This window comes from Priestia sp. USM5 (genome assembly GCF_058323215.1).
In genome coordinates, this window is sequence record NZ_JBSGKN010000001.1 from 793,767 (window position 1) to 812,435 (window position 18,669).

General features: G+C 38.5%; 16 protein-coding genes and 1 riboswitch. Of the genes, 12 read left to right on the forward strand and 4 right to left on the reverse strand.

Annotation, left to right across the window (positions count from 1 at the left end):
- Positions 1-4 precede the first annotated feature (4 nt).
- From mutL to spoVK, 4 genes are all read left to right on the forward strand, one after another.
- On the forward strand, positions 5-1,882 hold the full coding sequence (gene mutL, locus ACWATA_RS04080) for a DNA mismatch repair endonuclease MutL (protein WP_028411376.1): 1,878 nt from the start codon (positions 5-7) through the stop codon (positions 1,880-1,882).
- 100 nt (positions 1,883-1,982) lie between these two features.
- Positions 1,983-2,933 (forward strand): tRNA (adenosine(37)-N6)-dimethylallyltransferase MiaA, encoded by a 951-nt coding sequence (miaA, locus tag ACWATA_RS04085; protein WP_098112974.1) that lies wholly within the window; start codon positions 1,983-1,985, stop codon positions 2,931-2,933.
- A gap of 32 nt (positions 2,934-2,965) precedes the next feature.
- On the forward strand, positions 2,966-3,190 hold the full coding sequence (gene hfq, locus ACWATA_RS04090) for an RNA chaperone Hfq (protein WP_013058791.1): 225 nt from the start codon (positions 2,966-2,968) through the stop codon (positions 3,188-3,190).
- Positions 3,191-3,377: 187 nt separating this feature from the next.
- Entirely contained in the window at positions 3,378-4,334 is a 957-nt protein-coding gene (gene spoVK, locus ACWATA_RS04095; protein WP_016765353.1) for a stage V sporulation protein K, read from the forward strand.
- Between the two features lie 31 nt (positions 4,335-4,365).
- On the opposite strand, the gene ACWATA_RS04100 is transcribed toward spoVK, so the two are convergent.
- Positions 4,366-4,977 carry a trimeric intracellular cation channel family protein gene (locus tag ACWATA_RS04100; RefSeq protein WP_013058789.1) on the reverse strand — a complete coding sequence of 204 codons (612 nt, stop codon included), beginning with the start codon at positions 4,975-4,977 and terminating at the stop codon, positions 4,366-4,368.
- Between the two features lie 277 nt (positions 4,978-5,254).
- On the opposite strand from ACWATA_RS04100, the gene hflX reads away from it, so the two are divergent.
- The 7 genes from hflX (at position 5,255) to ACWATA_RS04135 (ending at position 15,186) form a co-directional block, all read left to right on the forward strand.
- On the forward strand, positions 5,255-6,517 hold the full coding sequence (gene hflX, locus ACWATA_RS04105; protein WP_080968623.1) for a GTPase HflX: 1,263 nt from the start codon (positions 5,255-5,257) through the stop codon (positions 6,515-6,517).
- A 14-nt stretch (positions 6,518-6,531) separates the two neighbouring features.
- The gene (locus ACWATA_RS04110) at positions 6,532-7,794 is read left to right on the forward strand and encodes a methionine gamma-lyase family protein (protein ID WP_033579808.1); all 1,263 of its coding nucleotides are present in this window, start codon (positions 6,532-6,534) and stop codon (positions 7,792-7,794) included.
- 181 nt (positions 7,795-7,975) lie between these two features.
- Positions 7,976-8,383: a MerR family transcriptional regulator gene (locus ACWATA_RS04115; RefSeq protein ID WP_014458504.1), complete on the forward strand. Its 408-nt coding sequence runs from the start codon at positions 7,976-7,978 to the stop codon at positions 8,381-8,383.
- Between the two features lie 83 nt (positions 8,384-8,466).
- On the forward strand, positions 8,467-9,801 hold the full coding sequence (glnA, locus tag ACWATA_RS04120; protein ID WP_013084732.1) for a type I glutamate--ammonia ligase: 1,335 nt from the start codon (positions 8,467-8,469) through the stop codon (positions 9,799-9,801).
- A 916-nt stretch (positions 9,802-10,717) separates the two neighbouring features.
- A complete protein-coding gene (locus ACWATA_RS04125) occupies positions 10,718-11,776 on the forward strand; it encodes an N-acetylmuramoyl-L-alanine amidase (protein WP_473049584.1) in 1,059 nt (352 codons plus the stop codon).
- A gap of 191 nt (positions 11,777-11,967) precedes the next feature.
- Positions 11,968-12,110, forward strand: a riboswitch (cyclic di-AMP (ydaO/yuaA leader).
- 162 nt (positions 12,111-12,272) lie between these two features.
- Positions 12,273-14,099 carry an APC family permease gene (locus ACWATA_RS04130; RefSeq protein ID WP_028411372.1) on the forward strand — a complete coding sequence of 609 codons (1,827 nt, stop codon included), beginning with the start codon at positions 12,273-12,275 and terminating at the stop codon, positions 14,097-14,099.
- Positions 14,100-14,208: 109 nt separating this feature from the next.
- Positions 14,209-15,186, forward strand: a complete 978-nt coding sequence (locus ACWATA_RS04135) for a cation diffusion facilitator family transporter (RefSeq protein WP_028411371.1) — start codon at positions 14,209-14,211, stop codon at positions 15,184-15,186.
- A gap of 39 nt (positions 15,187-15,225) precedes the next feature.
- On the opposite strand, the gene ACWATA_RS04140 is transcribed toward ACWATA_RS04135, so the two are convergent.
- Genes ACWATA_RS04140 through ACWATA_RS04150 form a run of 3 tightly spaced genes read right to left on the reverse strand, consistent with a single transcriptional unit; the run spans position 15,226 to position 18,118 of the window.
- Complete coding sequence (locus ACWATA_RS04140; RefSeq protein WP_155017477.1) at positions 15,226-16,203, reverse strand: glycosyltransferase family 2 protein; 978 nt, start codon at positions 16,201-16,203, stop codon at positions 15,226-15,228.
- Positions 16,200-16,592, reverse strand: coding sequence for a GtrA family protein (locus ACWATA_RS04145; RefSeq protein ID WP_028411369.1), 393 nt, complete (start codon positions 16,590-16,592; stop codon positions 16,200-16,202). Before ACWATA_RS04145 ends, ACWATA_RS04140 begins: the two co-directional genes overlap by 4 nt.
- 20 nt (positions 16,593-16,612) lie before the next feature.
- On the reverse strand, positions 16,613-18,118 hold the full coding sequence (locus ACWATA_RS04150; protein WP_311264940.1) for an ArnT family glycosyltransferase: 1,506 nt from the start codon (positions 18,116-18,118) through the stop codon (positions 16,613-16,615).
- Positions 18,119-18,404: 286 nt separating this feature from the next.
- Between ACWATA_RS04150 and ACWATA_RS04155 the strand changes: the two genes are divergently transcribed.
- Positions 18,405-18,605 (forward strand): hypothetical protein, encoded by a 201-nt coding sequence (locus ACWATA_RS04155; RefSeq protein ID WP_223546232.1) that lies wholly within the window; start codon positions 18,405-18,407, stop codon positions 18,603-18,605.
- The last annotated feature ends 64 nt before the right edge of the window (positions 18,606-18,669 follow it).

The window sequence follows — 18,669 nt, forward strand, 5'->3', positions numbered from 1 at the left end:
GTCTGTGGGTAAAATTGTGCAGCTTTCAGACGAACTTTCAAATAAAATTGCTGCCGGAGAGGTTGTTGAACGACCTGCTTCGGTGGTGAAAGAACTAGTCGAAAATGCTATTGATGCAAACAGTACAGTTATTGAAATTGAACTAGAAGAAGCTGGGCTTTCAAAAATTCGTATATTGGATAATGGAGACGGCATTGCTTCTGAAGACTGCTTGACCGCTTTTAAAAGACATGCGACAAGTAAAATCAAAACAGAACAAGATTTATTTCGAATTCGAACGTTAGGATTTCGCGGTGAAGCTTTGCCAAGTATTGCTTCGGTTTCAATGCTTGAACTCAAAACGAGTACGGGAGAAGAAGCTGGCACTCACCTTAAACTTAGAGGCGGAGAAATCGTTCATCACGAATTAACGTCAAGCCGAAAAGGTACCGAACTTGTTATTGAAAACCTATTTTTTAACACACCTGCACGTTTAAAATATATGAAGACGGTAAACACGGAGCTTGGTAACGTAACGGATGTCGTCAATCGCCTTGCGATGTCTCATCCTGAAGTTTCAATTCGGCTGATGCATCAAGGAAGACAGCTTCTGTATACGAACGGAAGCGGAGATGTGCGCCAAGTGCTTGCAGCTATTTATGGAATGGCAGTGGCTAAAAAAATGATTCCGATTAACGTTCAGTCTCTTGATTATGAAGTGAATGGTTACGTTGCTCTTCCTGAAATTACACGAGCTTCTCGCAACTATATGTCCACCATTATTAACGGTCGTTTTGTTAAAAACTACGGGTTGTTAAAAGCGGTACAGCAGGGCTATCATACCCTTTTACCTATCGGCCGTTTTCCAATCGTGTTTTTAACCATTACAATGGACCCTTTGTTAGTGGACGTGAATGTTCATCCAGCGAAACTAGAAGTGCGTTTAAGTAAAGAAGCGGAGCTGTTTGAGCTTATTGAACAAGGAGTAAAAGCTGCTTTTAAAAAGCAGCAGTTAATTCCGGATGCTGTAGTACCAACCAAGTCAAAATCAGCTGTGCAGCCAACTGAGCAGCAGACCTTTACATTTGATCATCAGTCTAAACCGTCTGGCTATCAGCCGTCTGATACGGTTCGCGAGCCTAGCTTTAAGGAGACTACCGCTCGTGTAGACGAGATCATGCCGCCTGTTAAAACAGAGGTCATACGTCAAGATGAAGAACTTGAGCCAACGTTTCGAGAAATAGAACACTATGAAGAATCGGTGGAAGAAAACGCACCTATTCCAGAACCAAACCGTTCAGCCAAAGAGCAGCCAGAACCGCGTGTTCCTGCGATGTACCCAATTGGACAAATGCACGGAACGTATATTTTGGCACAAAATGAAAAAGGATTATTTATTATTGATCAGCACGCGGCGCAGGAGAGAATTAAGTACGAATATTTTAAGCGAAAGCTTGGAGAAGTAGATTCAGAAGTTCAAGAACTGCTTATGCCGCTTACGCTAGAGTTCTCGGGAAATGAAGCCTTGATTTTAGAAGAATACAAAGACATGCTTGCTGAAGTAGGAGTCTTTTTAGAACCGTTTGGACAAAACTCCTATATCGTTCGCTCACATCCGCAGTGGTTTCCAAAAGGAGAGGAACAGGAAACCATTGAAGAAATGATTCAGCAAATCTTTACGATGAAACGAGTCAATATCGAGAAGTTACGAGAAGAAGCGGCTATTATGATGAGCTGTAAAGGATCGATTAAAGCGAATCATCATTTGCGAAACGATGAGATTTTTGCTTTACTTGAAACGTTAAGAAAAACAACGGATCCATTTACGTGTCCGCACGGACGACCAATTATTATTCATCATTCGACGTATGAAATGGAAAAAATGTTTAAGCGAGTGATGTAGGCAATGCGGCTAGCTGCAGCTAGCCGTTTTGTTGAATAAATCATGACCATTTGGATAAAATGGAATGATGTGAATGCCTATAGATGAAAGTAGTGTTGTTATGACGGGAGAGAAACCAAAACTTATTGTCATTATTGGACCAACTGCGGTTGGTAAAACAAAATTAAGCATTGAACTTGCCAAACAGTTAGACGGAGAAATTATTTCAGGTGATTCGATGCAAATTTATAAAGGGATGGATATCGGAACAGCAAAGGTGTCAGAAGAAGAGATGCAGGGTGTTCCCCATTACCTGATCGATATTAAGGAGCCGGATGAATCGTTTTCTGTGGCAGAATTTCAAGAGATTGTAAGAAAACAAATCGATGATATTCATGCTAAAGGAAAAATGCCGATGATTGTTGGAGGGACGGGTCTTTATATTCAATCCGTTATTTATGATTATCAGTTCACAGAAACGCCTAGTGATGAAAAAGTTCGTGAACGAATGGAAGTATTTATTAAAGCTCATGGCATTGATCCCCTGTATGAGAAGCTCAAAGAAATTGACCCAGACAGTGCGGCTGCTATTCATAAAAATAACCATCGCCGTGTAATTCGAGCGCTTGAAGTTTATGAAGTAACCGGCAAAAAATTCAGTGACTATACAAAAGAACAGTCGCAAGAGTTATTATACGATGTAACCATTATTGGACTTACAATGGATCGAGACGTATTATATGAGAGAATTAATCACCGAGTCGATATGATGATGCAGGCTGGACTGCTTGAGGAAGTCAAATCATTGTACGAAAGTGGTCTGCATGATGTACAATCAATTCAAGCTATCGGCTACAAAGAGCTTTATGCTTATTTTGAGGGACGCTGTACGCTCGAAGAAGCCGTTGAACAGTTGAAACAAAATTCACGCAGATATGCAAAGCGTCAGTTAACATGGTTTCGAAATAAAATGCCTGTAAAATGGATAGAGATGGAAGTTGACAAATTTCCCGAAAAGTTTGCTGAAATTTTTACATATATTGCAGGAAAGCTGAAGAAAGAAGCGAATTAAGTAAACAGATAGAGAAACGAGGAGGCCGAATAATGAAACAATCAGTTAATATTCAAGATCAATTTTTAAATCAATTACGTAAAGAAAATATCTATGTGACGGTATTTCTTTTAAATGGTTTTCAATTAAGAGGACTAATTAAAGGATTTGATAATTTTACTGTGCTAATTGAATCTGAAGGAAAACAGCAGCTGATTTATAAACATGCGATTTCGACATTTGTACCAAATAAAAATATTACAGTAGAACTTGAATAGAGATTAAAGAGAAGCATCCGCATATTCGGATGCTTTTTTTATGTAAATAAAGGCTTAGAAAAGTTTCTTAACATTGTTTTTACTCATTGAACATAAACCTTATAATAGACGATTATTTCTTCGGTAATAAGAGATCATTGTCTTCGTATCGTTCATCGCATGCAGCTATGCGATACAGAGAAGTGGGATGAAACGAGAGGTGAACATGGTGGAACAGCCGATAACTCTTAAAAATAATGGGCAAATTAATATCATTTTAAATAATGAAACAAAAAAGGAAAAATCGTATACGACATCAATTCCGCGTCCTGCCAAAAAAGCTGTGATAAATCATGAGCCGCTTCGGGAAATTGAACGAGAAATGAGCGGACTGGTTGGAATGGAAGAATTGAAAAAAATGATAAAAGAAATATATGCGTGGCTATATATTAACAAAAAAAGAGAGGAACAGGGCTTAAAAGCGGGAAAGCAGGCGCTGCATATGATGTTTAAAGGAAATCCAGGAACAGGGAAAACGACGGTAGCCCGCCTGCTGGGTAAATTATTTTTGAATATGAACATCTTGTCTAAAGGACATTTAATTGAAGCAGAGCGTGCAGATTTAGTTGGAGAATACATTGGTCATACCGCTCAGAAAACGAGAGATCTTGTAAAAAAAGCGCTTGGAGGTATTTTATTTATCGATGAGGCTTATTCTCTTGCAAGAGGGGGAGAAAAAGATTTTGGAAAAGAAGCGATTGATACATTGGTCAAACATATGGAAGATTCAAATGATAAGTTTGTATTGATTTTAGCTGGTTATCCAAGAGAAATGGAAAATTTCTTAAGTCTTAATCCAGGACTGCGCTCTAGGTTTCCGTTTATTTTTGATTTTCCGGATTATGATGTTAATGAACTGATGGACATTGCGGGTCACATGATGAATGACAGGCAGTATCAGTTTAGTACAGAGGCCTATAAAAAGCTAAAAGATCATTTTATGGACGTGAAGTACAATCAGACGCCTAGGGATTTTAGTAACGGTCGATATGTGCGAAACATTATTGAACGTTCCATACGTACTCAATCCATGAGGCTTTTAGAAGAAGAAAGCTTTGAACGTAACGAGCTTTTAACTTTAACGTCAAGCGATATTCAGCTGTGAAAAAAAGCCTTTCGTCATGAAAGGCTTTTTTCTACATATTTGGTTGTCGAATCGTTTTAATCGGCAGGCGCCATTTGTAAATGTATGAACACATCCGAAGGCCTACAAGCAAGATAAATAACGTATAAAGTTCTACAGGCGTGTTTGTAATATGGAGCCCTACGCTAAATCCTGCGATAATCGCCCATACGGCATAAATTTCATCTTTAAGAACAGTAGGCTTTCGGCGTGCTAATAAATCTCGGATAATCCCCCCGCCGCTTCCTGTTAAGACCGCAGCTACAATAACCGCGCTAAGCGGATGGTTCATATGAGTGGCATAAAGCGCTCCTTGAATCGCGAATGCTGCAAGGCCAATGGCGTCCGAAAAATTTCCCCATCGCTTCCAATGTTTTAAGATATTGTTTGGAAATAAAAAAGTGGCAGTGATAGATAATAAAGCAATTTGAAAAAAGAGTCCTTGTTCCCAAAGGGCAGACACCGGTACACCGATAAGCAGGTTTCGAATGGCTCCTCCGCCAAAAGCCGTTACGATTCCGAGTATGTAAACGCCTAAAATATCATATTCCTCTTCCATGGCAATGAAAGCTCCGCTGATTGCAAAAGCAATCGTTCCAATAATGCTAAGTACGTCCCAAGTCATGATGCTATCCCCTTTATTCTGTTTTCACCAAGTAGCGACTATTATTTTAAAATCAGGCAGCCTGATTCAAATTTCGATAAGTAAACCAATTCAAATTGTATACAGAATTTCGTGATATTTCAATGTTTTTTTAATCATCGTTTTATAGATTTTAAAAAGGGTGTTAAACTAGTAAAAGACAATGTATTCTGTCTCTTTTGCAAAGATGGAGAAATGGAGATTTTTTTGATATGATATGAATGATTTGTCAATTTAATAGTAAGGGAAGGAAAAATCTTTGACAGCAGAAATGAATACTGAACTTGAACGCGTAATTTTAGTCGGATGTCAGCTTCATGACGATGACGAACGTTTTGAATATTCAATGGATGAGCTAGCATCTTTAACTGAGACTGCAAAAGGCGAAGTGCTGGTAAGGTTAACGCAAAAGCGCGATCGCATTCATCCAGCTACTTATATTGGAAAAGGGAAAGTAGAAGAACTTGTGGCTCTTGAAGAAGAGTTAGAGCCTGATTTAATTGTATTTAATGATGAATTGTCACCGAGTCAAATCCGCAATTTGTCAGCAGGGTTATCTGCGCGTGTTATTGACCGCACGCAGCTGATTTTGGATATCTTCGCACAGCGTGCTCAAACGCGAGAAGGAAAAATGCAGGTGGAACTTGCTCAATTAAATTATCTGCTGCCTAGGTTAGTAGGACAAGGTACCGCTTTGTCGCGTCTTGGAGGCGGAATTGGAACAAGAGGTCCTGGTGAAACGAAACTTGAAAGTGACCGCAGACATATTCGCCGTAAAATTGATGAAATTAAGCGTCAGTTAAAGACAGTGGTAAGTCACCGCGAACGTTATCGAGAAAGACGTAAGCGTAATCATGTCTATCAAATTGCAATTGTGGGCTATACGAACGCTGGTAAATCGACGATCTTTAACCGCTTAACCGAAGCTGGTATTTTTGAAGAAAATCAGCTGTTTGCAACTCTTGATCCAACGACAAGACAGTATACGCTTCCGTCAGGATTAACCACGCTGTTAACGGATACGGTTGGATTTATTCAAGATCTTCCAACAACGTTAGTAGCCGCGTTCCGTTCAACACTTGAAGAAGTAACTGAAGCTGACCTTGTTCTGCACGTGGTAGATTCATCTAATCCAGATTACAACAACCACGAAAAAACAGTGCATCGCTTACTAGAAGAGCTTAACGTAACGGACATTCCGATGCTGACAGTTTACAATAAAGAAGATATGCAGCATGAACTATTTGTCCCATCCGCTTCAACATCGTTATCAATGAGCGCTTTTAAAGCTACGGATTTAGTGAAGCTTGGGGAAAGAATTCAAGAAGAAATGAAAAAAGAAATGGCGTTTTTTCATGTGCTGCTGCCGGCTTATGAAGGAAAAATGCTTGCTGAACTAAAAACGGTCTCTATTCTTGAGTCGTTAAAGTTCAATGAAGAAACTGAGAAGTATCAGTGCAAAGGGTATATTGCAAAAGAGCATCCCCTTTACAAAAAGCTACAAACGCTTGAAGAAAGTTGAGGAACAAAGAAATGATGTTTGATCAGTTAAAAAACGGGGCACGCATTCGGGAACTTGCTGCAAAAGTAGAAAAGCAGATTAAGCCCGTACATGAGAAAATTGACGAGCGTATTGAAGCAAATCAATTTCGAGTGCTGCAAAGCTTTCAGCAAAACCGAGTGAGTGATTCACATTTTAATCCGACAACGGGGTATGGCTACGACGATCTAGGCCGCGATACGTTGGAGAAAGTATATGCGGACGTTTTTGGAACAGAAGCATGTCTAGTGCGTCCGCAAATTATTTCAGGCACGCATGCAATCGGCATTTCGCTGTTTGGTGTACTGCGTCCTGGAGATGAACTATTATATATAACCGGAAAGCCTTATGACACGCTTGAAGAAATCGTTGGCATACGAGGAAGCGGTGTAGGTTCTTTAAAAGAATATAACATTAGCTATAAATCAGTAGATTTAACTGAGGAAGGTCAAGTGGATTTTGAAGAAGTGAAAGCGTCTATTCATGAGCATACAAAGATGATAGGCATTCAGCGTTCAAAAGGGTACGGCATTCGTCCTTCTTTTACAGTCGCTCAAATAAAAGAAATGATTTCGTTTGTAAAGAGCATTAAGCCTGACGTTGTTGTATTTGTTGACAACTGCTACGGTGAATTTGTAGAAACAATCGAGCCAACGCATGTAGGAGCAGATTTGATGGCGGGGTCGCTTATTAAGAACCCTGGTGGAGGTCTCGCTAAAATCGGTGGCTATATTGCAGGACGAAAAGACCTAGTGGAAGCTTGTTCATACCGAATGACAACTCCTGGAATCGGTGCAGAAGCTGGAGCGACGCTGTATAGCTTGCAAGAAATGTATCAAGGGTTCTTCTTGGCGCCGCATGTAGTAGGTCAAGCCTTAAAAGGAGCGGTTTTCTCATCCGCTATGTTTGAAGAGCTTGGTATGCAAAGTGAACCGAAGTGGGACAGTGAACGAACAGATTTAATTCAATCCGTTCAGTTTGATGACCGCGATAAAATGGTGGCTTTTTGTCAGGCAATTCAATTCGCTTCGCCAATTAATTCACACGTAACGGCGTATCCTGCTTATATGCCAGGGTATGAAGATGATGTGATTATGGCAGCAGGAACGTTTATACAAGGAGCGAGCCTCGAACTTACGGCAGATGGTCCTATCAGGCCGCCTTATGTCGCTTACGTGCAGGGCGGATTAACGTATGCTCATGTAAAAGTAGCAATATGCATGGCGGTAGATCAATTACTGACAAAAGAACTTTTATAAGATAGAAAGATTATTTCTCCCCGTTAAGAAGGAAAAAATAAGCTATAAAAATAAACGAAGTGCTATTTATTTGTATAGAAAAAATGTTCAGAAAAATTTATGTTAGAATTACTAACATTCGGTTGACAGGTGAACTAACATAGCATACAATGTAAATAGTTAATCCAAAGGAGGAACTGAAATGAGTGACAACATTCGAAGAAATACGCCACTTTTCCCGATTGGAATTGTGATGCAGTTAACTGAGTTGTCTGCTCGCCAAATTCGCTACTATGAAGAACATGAATTAGTTGCACCGGTAAGAACAGAGGGAAATCGACGACTATTCTCATTTAACGATGTTGATAAGCTGCTTGAAATCCGCGATCTAATCGAACAAGGTGTAAACTTAGCAGGTGTAAAACAGCTGTTTCATCTTCAAAAGGAGCAAAAAGGGCATAAGCAAGAAGAAAAAGTTGTGGCAGAAACAGCAAAGCCAGAATTAACGGACGATGAGTTGCGAAAAATGCTTCGTGCAGAACTTATGCAAGCAGGCCGTTTTAATCGAGCAACTTTAAATCAAGGAGATATGTCCAGGTTCTTTCATTAATAAAGTTATCAATATTTATGCCGTTCGTATATGAGGGGTATAGATTATAAATATTATATAGAGATTTAGGGGAGGATCACACGATGGCAAAGTACACAAAAGAAGATATTTTCCGCAAAGTTCAAGAAGAGAATGTAAAGTATATTCGTCTTCAGTTCACTGACATTTTAGGAACAATTAAAAACGTTGAAATTCCAGTAAGTCAATTAGAAAAAGCGTTAGACAACAAAATGATGTTTGACGGTTCTTCTATTGAAGGGTTTGTACGTATTGAAGAATCAGATATGTACCTATTCCCGGATATTGATACATTTGTTATTTTCCCTTGGACATCTGAAAAAGGTAAAGTAGCACGTTTTATTTGTGACATCTACAATGCAGATAGAACTCCGTTTGATGGCGATCCACGTAATAACTTAAAACGTGTGTTAAAAGAGATGGAAGAGTTAGGATTTACTGATTTTAACCTTGGACCTGAGCCAGAGTTCTTCTTATTCAAATTAGACGAAAAAGGCGAACCTACATTAGAATTAAATGATAAAGGTGGCTACTTCGACTTAGCGCCAACTGACCTTGGTGAAAACTGCCGTCGTGACATCGTATTAGAGCTTGAAGAAATGGGCTTTGAAATTGAAGCATCTCACCATGAGGTAGCTCCTGGACAACACGAGATCGACTTCAAATATGCTGCTGCATTAAAAGCTTGTGATGATATCCAAACGTTCAAACTTGTTGTAAAAACAATTGCACGTAAACATGGCTTACATGCTACATTTATGCCAAAACCATTATTTGGTGTGAACGGTTCAGGTATGCACTGTAACGTTTCATTATTCAAAGATGGCCAAAACGCATTTTATGATGAGAACGGTAATCTAGAGCTAAGTGATACTGCTCGTCAATTTATCGCAGGTATCATCAAGCACGCACACAGCTTTACAGCAGTAACAAATCCTACTGTAAACTCTTATAAGCGTCTAGTACCTGGATATGAGGCTCCTTGTTATGTTGCATGGTCTGCTCGCAACCGTAGTCCATTAATCCGTATCCCAGCTTCTCGCGGCGTAGGAACTCGTGTTGAAGTACGTAGCGTAGACCCGGCTGCTAACCCATATTTAGCAATGGCTGTTCTATTAAAAGCTGGTTTAGATGGAATCAAGAACAATCTTGAAGCTCCAAAACCTATCGATCGTAATATCTATGTAATGACAAAAGAAGAGCGTGTTGAAGAAGGTATCGTAGATTTACCTGCAACATTAGCTCAAGCTTTAGATAGCTTCCAATCAAATGAAGTTATGGTTTCTGCATTAGGTGAACACTTAGCAGAACACTTCGTTGAAGCGAAAGAAATCGAGTGGGATATGTTCCGTACACAAGTTCATCCTTGGGAACGTGACCAATACATGAGCCAATATTAATTTTTAAAAGTCGGAGAGATCGTTTGTACGTTCTCTCCGACTTTTTTTGTTTTTCACAATGAATAAATAACATTCTGCATACGTAAATTGAATAATATAGCTTGTTTATAAAAAAGCTGCCTGTCATATAATTTACAGGGAGCTTTTTTATTGTTTTGTTACATACAAGAAAGAATTTGTTTACATGAATCAAAAAGGATGAGCTTTTTGTCTCATTGAATCTATAAGTAAAAGTAGTGTATAACAGATAGTGAGATTGTTTATGTGTTCACTCTGCACTGTATTTCAGTATAACTTCAGAGAGTTTTCAGCCAATCATAGTATCGTTAGAAAATACTGTTGGAGAGGAATGTAATAAAAATGAAAGAAGGAAATTTCTTTAAAGGTTTAGTGATAGGGATATTGATAAGCATTCCAATTTGGATTATTCTCATTGTTGTAGGCGTTCTGCTTTTTAAATAGGTCCTAATGTTATAAATAATAGACCCTCCTGATCTATACTTTAATCAACCAGAATAGAATTTGGACCAAAAGTATGTTAGGGGGAGGGAACCGCACGATGAATTGTGCGGATTTTTTTATTGGTAGGGTAAACGTAGATTTCATCTATTTAGTTGCTTCTAGCAGTTGATTGGAGGGACTCCTGCGGGAAAAGCGGAATAGGTGAGACCCCGCAGGAGCGCACGCGACGAGGAGGCTCACCAGCCCCCCGCGGAAAGCGAAGCCTTGCACGGAATTCAACAGCGATGTAACAAGCCATCCATACTAGCGCATTTATCCCATTTGTTCGTTTTTAGGTTGAAGTGATTTCGTTATGTCTCAATCTCCTTTTTTAGTAATTTTTCACTAAGTAGGCTAGTATACGTAGCACTTTTTTCCCTCATGCATATGTTAACAATAAGGAGGGACAAGTAATATGAAAAAAATCTATCTTGATGCAGGACATGGTGGGGCAGATGCAGGAGCAGTTGGAGCAAGCGGACTATATGAAAAAAACTTAGTGTTAAAAATTCAACAATATTTAATAAGCTATTTAAATAGCACCTACAGTGACTTTACGATTAAAACCACCCGTACCACAGATACTTTTTTATCGTTATCTCAGCGAGCTTCTCAAGCTAACTCGTGGGGAGCAGATGCATTTATGTCTATTCACGTAAATGCCGGTGGAGGAACAGGATACGAAGATTATGTTTATAGAAGCGCTAGCAATGCCAGTAAAGCGTTTCAATCAATTGTACATGGCCAAGTACAGCCAGCGCTGCTGTCGTATAATCATCCGAATCGAGGACGAAAATCAGCCAATTATGCGGTGCTTCGCTTAACAAATATGCCCGCAGTACTCACTGAAATTGCCTTTATTGATAACAGCATAGATGCAGCACTTCTTCAAAATGAAGCATTTTTAAAAAGCATGGGTGAATCGTATGCAAAAGGAATTGCCGTATATTTAAATTTACCTCGTCGTGCAGTTCCAAATCCATCTCCATCTCCAACACCGACACCAAATCCTTCACCTTCTGAACCGGGTACAAAAACGTATACGATCAAGCAAGGAGATACGCTGTACAGTATTGCACAGAAGTACGGAATAACAGTACAAGCGCTTCAAGAAGCAAATACAGGGCTTTCTGATCCTTTAACCCTAAAGGTTGGAAAAACAATTGTTATTCCTTCAGGAACTTCACCAAACCCATCTCCAACACCAACACCGTCACCAACTCCACCTTCTGAACAATATCCACTTCCAAATGGAATTTTAAAACAAGGCGATTCTGGAGAAGCAGTGAAACAGCTTCAAAAAGCATTAAACGCGGTTAATTTTAAAGTAGGGTCAGTAGACGGAATATATGGAGTACAAACGAAAGATGCAGTCAGACGTTTTCAGCTTGTGTATCTTCCTTATGATGTAGATGGCATTTATGGTCCTCAAACGAAAAACAAGCTAGCAGCCGTTTTAAAAGCAAAAAGTTAAAGAAAGCAGGTCTTCTGTAAGCAGGCAGAAGGCCTTTTGTTTTCCCCTTAAAAGCGCCTTAAGCACTATTTTATCGTTTACGTAAAATAATGCTTTACAAACCATTTGTACGGGAGTATATTATCTAAGAACAAAGGATAGTTATGAAAGAAACATGTTATCGATCATACTCTTTAACCGAAAATTATATTGACCTGTTATCGCTTAATTCGTCAGAAGTGGGGGACCCAAATTTGTGCATTGTCACTTGGGGTGAATCCTTTTTTTAAAAGGTAGGGCTACTCTCATAGCCCGAATCCGACAGCTAACCCCATAAGCGTTTTGGAGAGGAGGTTTAAGCTGTGTAAAAACGCTGAGAACCCTTAGTGTTTTTTTTGTGCGCTTTTTTAACATAAAAAGGTATTTTTTAGGGATAATATCACTTATTCATGAACTTGTAACGGAGCTTAGCAACGAACAGTGAATACTAGCTAAGCAATCATCGGAGGGAAATTACGTGAACTATTCAGTTCTCAAGAGATTATTGATTGGAAAGCCGCTCAAAACAAAAGAGTTAGGCGATCAAAAGCTTAGTAAGCTTAAAGCGCTGGCTATTTTATCATCAGATGCCTTATCTTCAGTGGCTTATGGAACAGAACAGATTTTGATTGTCCTTGCAACAGTGGGCGTGCTTGCCTATTGGTATTCGATTCCAATTGCGATTGGGGTATTGGTGCTGCTGACGGCTTTAATTCTTTCATATCGTCAAATTATTTATGCGTATCCGCAAGGCGGAGGAGCTTATATTGTTTCGAAAACCAATTTAGGAGAAAATCCTGGACTTATCGCTGGGGGATCACTGTTAGTAGATTATATTTTAACAGTTGCCGTGAGTGTTTCAGCAGGAACCGATGCTTTAACTTCGGCTTTTCCAACGCTGCATCACTATAATGTAGTGATTGCGTGTTTACTGGTGATTTTTATTACGGTTTTAAATTTACGAGGTGTAACAGAATCCGCTTCTGTATTAGCTTATCCGGTTTATTTATTTGTCATTGCTCTTATTTTGTTAATAGCGGTAGGCTTCTTCAAAATAGTGACAGGTCAAGTGTCACCTGAGCTTCATACATCTCTCGGTACAGTGGTGCCAGGTATTAGTTTATTTTTATTATTAAAAGCTTTTTCGTCAGGCTGTTCGGCATTGACTGGTGTAGAAGCTATTTCAAATGCAGTGCCTAACTTTAAAGATCCAGGTGCAAAAAATGCTGTTCATACATTAATGCTGATGGGCGGTATTTTAGCCGTTTTATTTTCTGGCATCACGTTTTTAGCTTATTGGCTTGGCATTTCTCCAAAAGCAGATGAAACGGTTGTATCACAAATTGCATCGAGTGTATTTGGACGAAATGGATTTTATTATTTTATTCAAGGTACCACAGCTCTGATTTTAGTGCTAGCGGCGAATACAGGTTTTTCAGCTTTCCCTTTGCTTGCCGTAAACTTATCGTCTGATAAATACATGCCAAGAATGTTTCAAATTCGCGGCGATCGACTAGGCTATTCAAATGGAATTGTGACCCTTGGAATTGCTTCTATTGTCTTACTTGTCGCCTTTAAAGGAGCGACGGAACAATTAATTCCTCTTTATGCAGTTGGAGTGTTCATTCCATTTACGCTTTCTCAAACAGGCATGATTGTCAAATGGCTTAGAGAAAAGCCGGCCGGCTGGCAAGGAAAGCTAACCATTAACTTAATTGGTGCCCTCATTACCTTAACGGTGCTAATCATTTTGTTTACAACGAAGTTTTCACAAGTATGGTCCGTGCTCGTTTTCTTACCGGTTATCGTTTATATTTTTCATCGCATTCATACGCATTATGAAGCGGTAGGAGAGCAGCTTCGTATTAAGCAAGGAGAAAAGATTGGAAAGCTTGAAGGAAGTGTGGTCATTGTTCCTGTAGCAGGAATGACAAAGGTAGTGGAAAATTCATTGAACTATGCAAGAACGATTGGTGATACCGTTATTGCGGTGCACGTTGCTTTTGACCGAGAAAGCGAAAAGAGAATGGAAGAGAAGTGGGAAAAGTGGCAGCCTGATATTCGTATTGTTACGTTTCATTCTCAATACCGCAGTCTTGTGCGTCCGCTGTTTCGATTCATCGATATGGCTGAAGAAAAAGCCCGTGAAAATAATATGGCTATTACGGTTGTTATTCCGCAGTTCATCACGAAAAAAAGCTGGCAAAACATCCTTCATAATCAGTCCAGTCTGCTGTTAAAAGCACATTTGCTTTACCGTAAAAACGTAATCGTTACAACGGTACCTTATCGTTTTAAAAAATAATGAAACATGACTAAAAACCTCCAACTTATATGTTGGAGGTTTTTAATTTTTAAATTCACATACACTAACCATAATTGAATCTCATCAAAGGCACAAACGGAGGGATTGCATGAGTGAATTAATTAAGTTATTGCGAAAAGGAAATAAATCGGCCATGATGGCCGCTATAGTTAATACCATTATATCCATTATTAAAGGGATTGCTTTTGCTTTAACGGGAAATGTAGCGATGTTTGCTGAAACGATGCACAGCTTAGGGGACGCAGCAAATCAGTTCTTTGTTTTTATAGGTTCAGCATTAAGCAAAAAAGCTCCGACCAAACGATTTCCAAACGGATTTGGACGATTGGTTAATCTCGTTTTATTAGGGGCGGTTCTTGTAGTAGGAATTATGGCATTTGAAACGATTAAAGAAGGGTATCATCATATTCTTCATCCGACGAAATCTTCAGGCTTTATTTTAAATATTGCAGTACTTGGCATCTCGGTATTACTTGAGATGTTTGTCCTCTTTAAGGCAATGAAAGAAATTTTGCACGATGTCGGAATGAATACTGCAGAGGTCAATGTTTTTACGCAAAGCTTTGTTCATCTAAAGAAAGCAAAGCCAGCAACTAAGCTTGTTTTTATGGAAGATCTGGTAGCTACTGGAGGAGGCGTATTGGCTTTAATCGCCGTTTTTATTTCGCGGTTTACGCCTTTTCATCAAGCTGAAGGAATTGCTTCTATGCTAATTGGTCTTATGATGTTTTTTGTAGTAGGACGAGTATTTTTAGATAACGCTGCCGGAGCGCTTGGTGAAGCAGATAAAGAAATGGAAATGAAAATTGGCGCCATTGTTATGCAAGATGTACAAGTGCGTGATATTCAAACGTTAATGGTGATGAAAGAAGGAGAAGAGCTTCACGTTGAATTAAAAGTAGAAATTGATCCTTCTTTAACAGTAGCAGAAGCGGATGATATTAAAGATCGTCTCGAAAATCGTATTTTACAGGAAAAAGGAATAACGGATGTCATTATTGAATTTGATGAAGATGATGGAATTCCTGACTGGGTGACAAGCGATTTACAGCTTCAAAAAGAATAAAAAACAAGGAAGAAAACAGTTGTTTTCTTCCTTGTTTTTTTAGCTATATACTTTTTCACGCACGTTTTGAGAATCTGTTGAAGCCGCAGAAAAGTTAATAGTTTCACGTACAACGTAAATAGGTCTATTTTTACTTTCATCGTAAATTCTTGCGATGTATTGTCCCACTAGACCTAAACCAAGTAGCTGAATACCGCTAAAGAAAGTGATAGCTACCATAATCGAAGTCCAGCCAGGCTGAATATTTTCACCTATCAGCCAAACAACAATCGAATAACTTAAAACGAGAAGTGATACAAAAACTGATAACAAGCCAATAACCATTACTAAACGTAAAGGTTTCGTTGAAAACCCAATAATTCCATCTGAAGCAAACTTGATCATCTTTTTTAAAGGATATTTTGTTTCACCAGCAAAACGCTCATCGCGCTCATATTCTACATATGTTTGCCTGAAGCCGACCCAAGACATCATTCCTCTTACGAAACGATTGCGTTCAGTCATTTTTTTGAATACGTCCGCAACTTTTCGGTCGATAATACGAAAATCTCCCGTGTCTTTTGGGATTTCAATATCGGACATATAATTTAAAAAGCGATAAAAATACTTAGCCGTTGTCAATTTAAAAAAGGTCTCTCCGCTTCGCTTCTTGCGCTTTGCGTATACAATTTCATAGCCTTGCTGCCATTTAGCAATTAATTCAGGAATCATTTCAGGCGGATCCTGTAAGTCAGCATCAATAATTACGATAGCATCACCTTGAGCATAGTCAATACCTGCTGTGACGGCAGTTTGGTGCCCGAAATTACGGGCAAAATCAATAATTTTTACGTTAGAATCCATAGCTGCTACGTCCTTTAAGATTTCAATTGTTCGGTCTGTACTGCCGTCATTGACGAAAATGAATTCATAGTTAATGTGATTTTCATGCATGACGGAAAGCAAGCGATTATAGCATTCATTAGCTACTTCTTCTTCAAAATACATAGGTACCACGATTGAAATTAGTTCTTTCATGCTTTACCTCCTATCGAGTGATTGTTTGTGTGCTTAAACGTCCATATTTTATTAAGAAAAAAATTAAAAAACATTCCTATACAAGTAGACAACAGTTGTCCAATTATCGGATTAGCAGGTGTATAGTGTACAAGAAGGAATAAGCAAGATGTATTAATTGCTAAAGTAATAAGGTTTACGATGAAAAATTGAGCTAACATCCATTTATGTACAGTTGCTTGAAACACCCACGATTTGTTCCAATAGTAGCTGTTTATGACGCCAATGAAATAGGATAGTACGTTAGCCAATATATAATTCATATCAAAATGAATCAGTGCTAAGTAACTGATAATAGTGAGCAGGGTATTCATTATACCTACAAATCCGAATTTCAGGAATTTTATCACGGTTGCATAATCCCTTCCATTTAATTTATCTCTTCACATTTTGCCTGGGTCTTATTTTTAGTAAACCGTACTAGTAAATAAGATAGAATCACTGAAATACCAAACCCTTCGAGCAGCATAAAGCTTGGGAAAATAAAGAATCGATAGCGAGTTTGAATTTCAATAAGCAAGTGAATAAGAACGTATCCTATGATTAGTAACAAAAACAGTGTATACGGATATTTATCCTGCTTCTTCAGGAATAAACATATAAGTCCAATAATGGAAATAATAGTAGTTGAAACGTAAATGATTCTTTCATAACTTTGAGCAGCACTAATTAATTTCTCTTTATTAAAAGGTACATCTTCTTGAGGAGTTAATGAAATACTCCAAAATGTAGATGCATCCGTTCCTCCCCACATATTCAGGAATTTAATGTGAAAGAGATCTAAAAGTTGCTCTTTATCTGCTACTCGCTCTTTAATTACTTCTTTTTCTGCTTCAGCTCGTTTTTCTCCAATTGGCATACCCATAAAACGACTAGCATCCTCTGAAGAATAAGAACCGCTTGTTTCATAATTAAAGCCAATAACGAATTTCCATAAAGGATCTCTGTTACTTAAAGGATATTTAGAAATACCGCTCGCTACAAAAGAGTAGTTGATCAGCGCATTTGCAATAAAAAAAGTAGCCAGTACGCCTACGAGGTTTTTTCCTATTTTCTTTCGACGAGTTTTTAACTCAGCAGCATCCTTCGCTTTAATGTAAGGTTGAAGAATTTGCAAGATGAAATAAATGAAAACAGCAACGATAATAATGGGTCCCAGAGGGCGCATTAAATTTCCTAACGACAATAGAAGACCAATATAAAGCCAGCTAAACTTGTTATGAGCAAATCTTTTTATAATAAGGTAAAAAGCTGCATAAAATAAAAAAGTAGCTAAATGCTGATTGGTTAACACTGAGCTGTAGAGAATGTTCGGAATGTAGAACGCATATAGGAAAGCTGCCATTCTCCCAGCAAGTTCGTTAAATACTTTAGCGCCAATTAGATAAATAAAAATAACGGTTCCAGTAGAATAAAAAATATTTAACAATTTTAATGTAAAAATGCTATCTCCAAAACAGCGAATAACAATAGATTCATAGAATGAAAAGCCTAGCTGATATACCCATGTAGTGAAATAAACGCTTTGGTTAAATTCATAATTTCCTTTTGCGATATTACGTGCGGCATCTAACATGACAAGAAAGTCAGATTTTACAGGTGTTTGAACAGAAAGCATCCATGCTAATCGAACACCTAAGGTCAAAACAATCAGTGAAATAAAAAAAACAGTTTTGTTCATGTATCTACTTGCAATAGCTATTAGAAAAATGACAAGGAAAGTGATACATATTCCTTCAATAATAAATGAATTACTTAAAGCCAAGCCTTTTAAGTCCAATGAATTTGTCATCGCACTATAACTGCCCCATAGAGACCATGTAAGAATCATGACACATAAAAGAATCAGGCTTTTGGATAAAAATGAGTTAAGCATATTACCTCCTGCAAATTATTTCAAAGATAAGGTACAAAATTCCTACCCTATGATACCATATTTTATTATTTTGTATATATTTTTCTTATAGAGTATAATGTTAGATTGTTCTGAAATTACAACAGCGGCACAACGTGTAATAAAAGGTTCAGTGGAGTAGGCAGTGATTTAGTAATAGATAAAAGAGGTTGGGAAAAAAGGATTTTAGTCGAAGCGAAAAACGAACCATTAATCATCATGTTTGTTTGATTAGTGGTTCGTTTTTTATGGTGCACGTAGGTTTCATTTGTTTAGTTCTTTCCAGCAGTTGATTGGAGGGCAAGACGAAGACTCCTGCGGGAAAAGCGGAAGGGGTGAGACCCCGCAGGAGCGCAAGCGACGAGGAGGCTCACCGGCCGCCCGCGGAAAGCGAAGTCTTGCACGGAAATCAACTGCGATGTCACAAGCAATCCCTGCTAGCTTATTTATTTCATTTGTTTCCCTTTAGACTTGCTTGGTTTAGTTATGTCTCAATCTCTTCTTTTTTATAATGTATTTTCTGATGCGAACAG

Excerpts from the sequence above, each read along its gene's own strand:
- miaA (WP_098112974.1), top strand. The coding sequence starts at position 1,983 with ATGACGGGAGAGAAACCAAAACTTATTGTCATTATTGGACCAACTGCG.
- hfq (WP_013058791.1), top strand. The coding sequence starts at position 2,966 with ATGAAACAATCAGTTAATATTCAAGATCAATTTTTAAATCAATTACGT.
- spoVK (WP_016765353.1), top strand. The coding sequence starts at position 3,378 with ATGAAACGAGAGGTGAACATGGTGGAACAGCCGATAACTCTTAAAAAT.
- ACWATA_RS04100 (WP_013058789.1), bottom strand. The coding sequence starts at position 4,977 with ATGACTTGGGACGTACTTAGCATTATTGGAACGATTGCTTTTGCAATC.
- ACWATA_RS04110 (WP_033579808.1), top strand. The coding sequence starts at position 6,532 with ATGTTTGATCAGTTAAAAAACGGGGCACGCATTCGGGAACTTGCTGCA.
- ACWATA_RS04115 (WP_014458504.1), top strand. The coding sequence starts at position 7,976 with ATGAGTGACAACATTCGAAGAAATACGCCACTTTTCCCGATTGGAATT.
- glnA (WP_013084732.1), top strand. The coding sequence starts at position 8,467 with ATGGCAAAGTACACAAAAGAAGATATTTTCCGCAAAGTTCAAGAAGAG.
- ACWATA_RS04125 (WP_473049584.1), top strand. The coding sequence starts at position 10,718 with ATGAAAAAAATCTATCTTGATGCAGGACATGGTGGGGCAGATGCAGGA.
- ACWATA_RS04135 (WP_028411371.1), top strand. The coding sequence starts at position 14,209 with ATGAGTGAATTAATTAAGTTATTGCGAAAAGGAAATAAATCGGCCATG.
- ACWATA_RS04140 (WP_155017477.1), bottom strand. The coding sequence starts at position 16,203 with ATGAAAGAACTAATTTCAATCGTGGTACCTATGTATTTTGAAGAAGAA.
- ACWATA_RS04150 (WP_311264940.1), bottom strand. The coding sequence starts at position 18,118 with ATGCTTAACTCATTTTTATCCAAAAGCCTGATTCTTTTATGTGTCATG.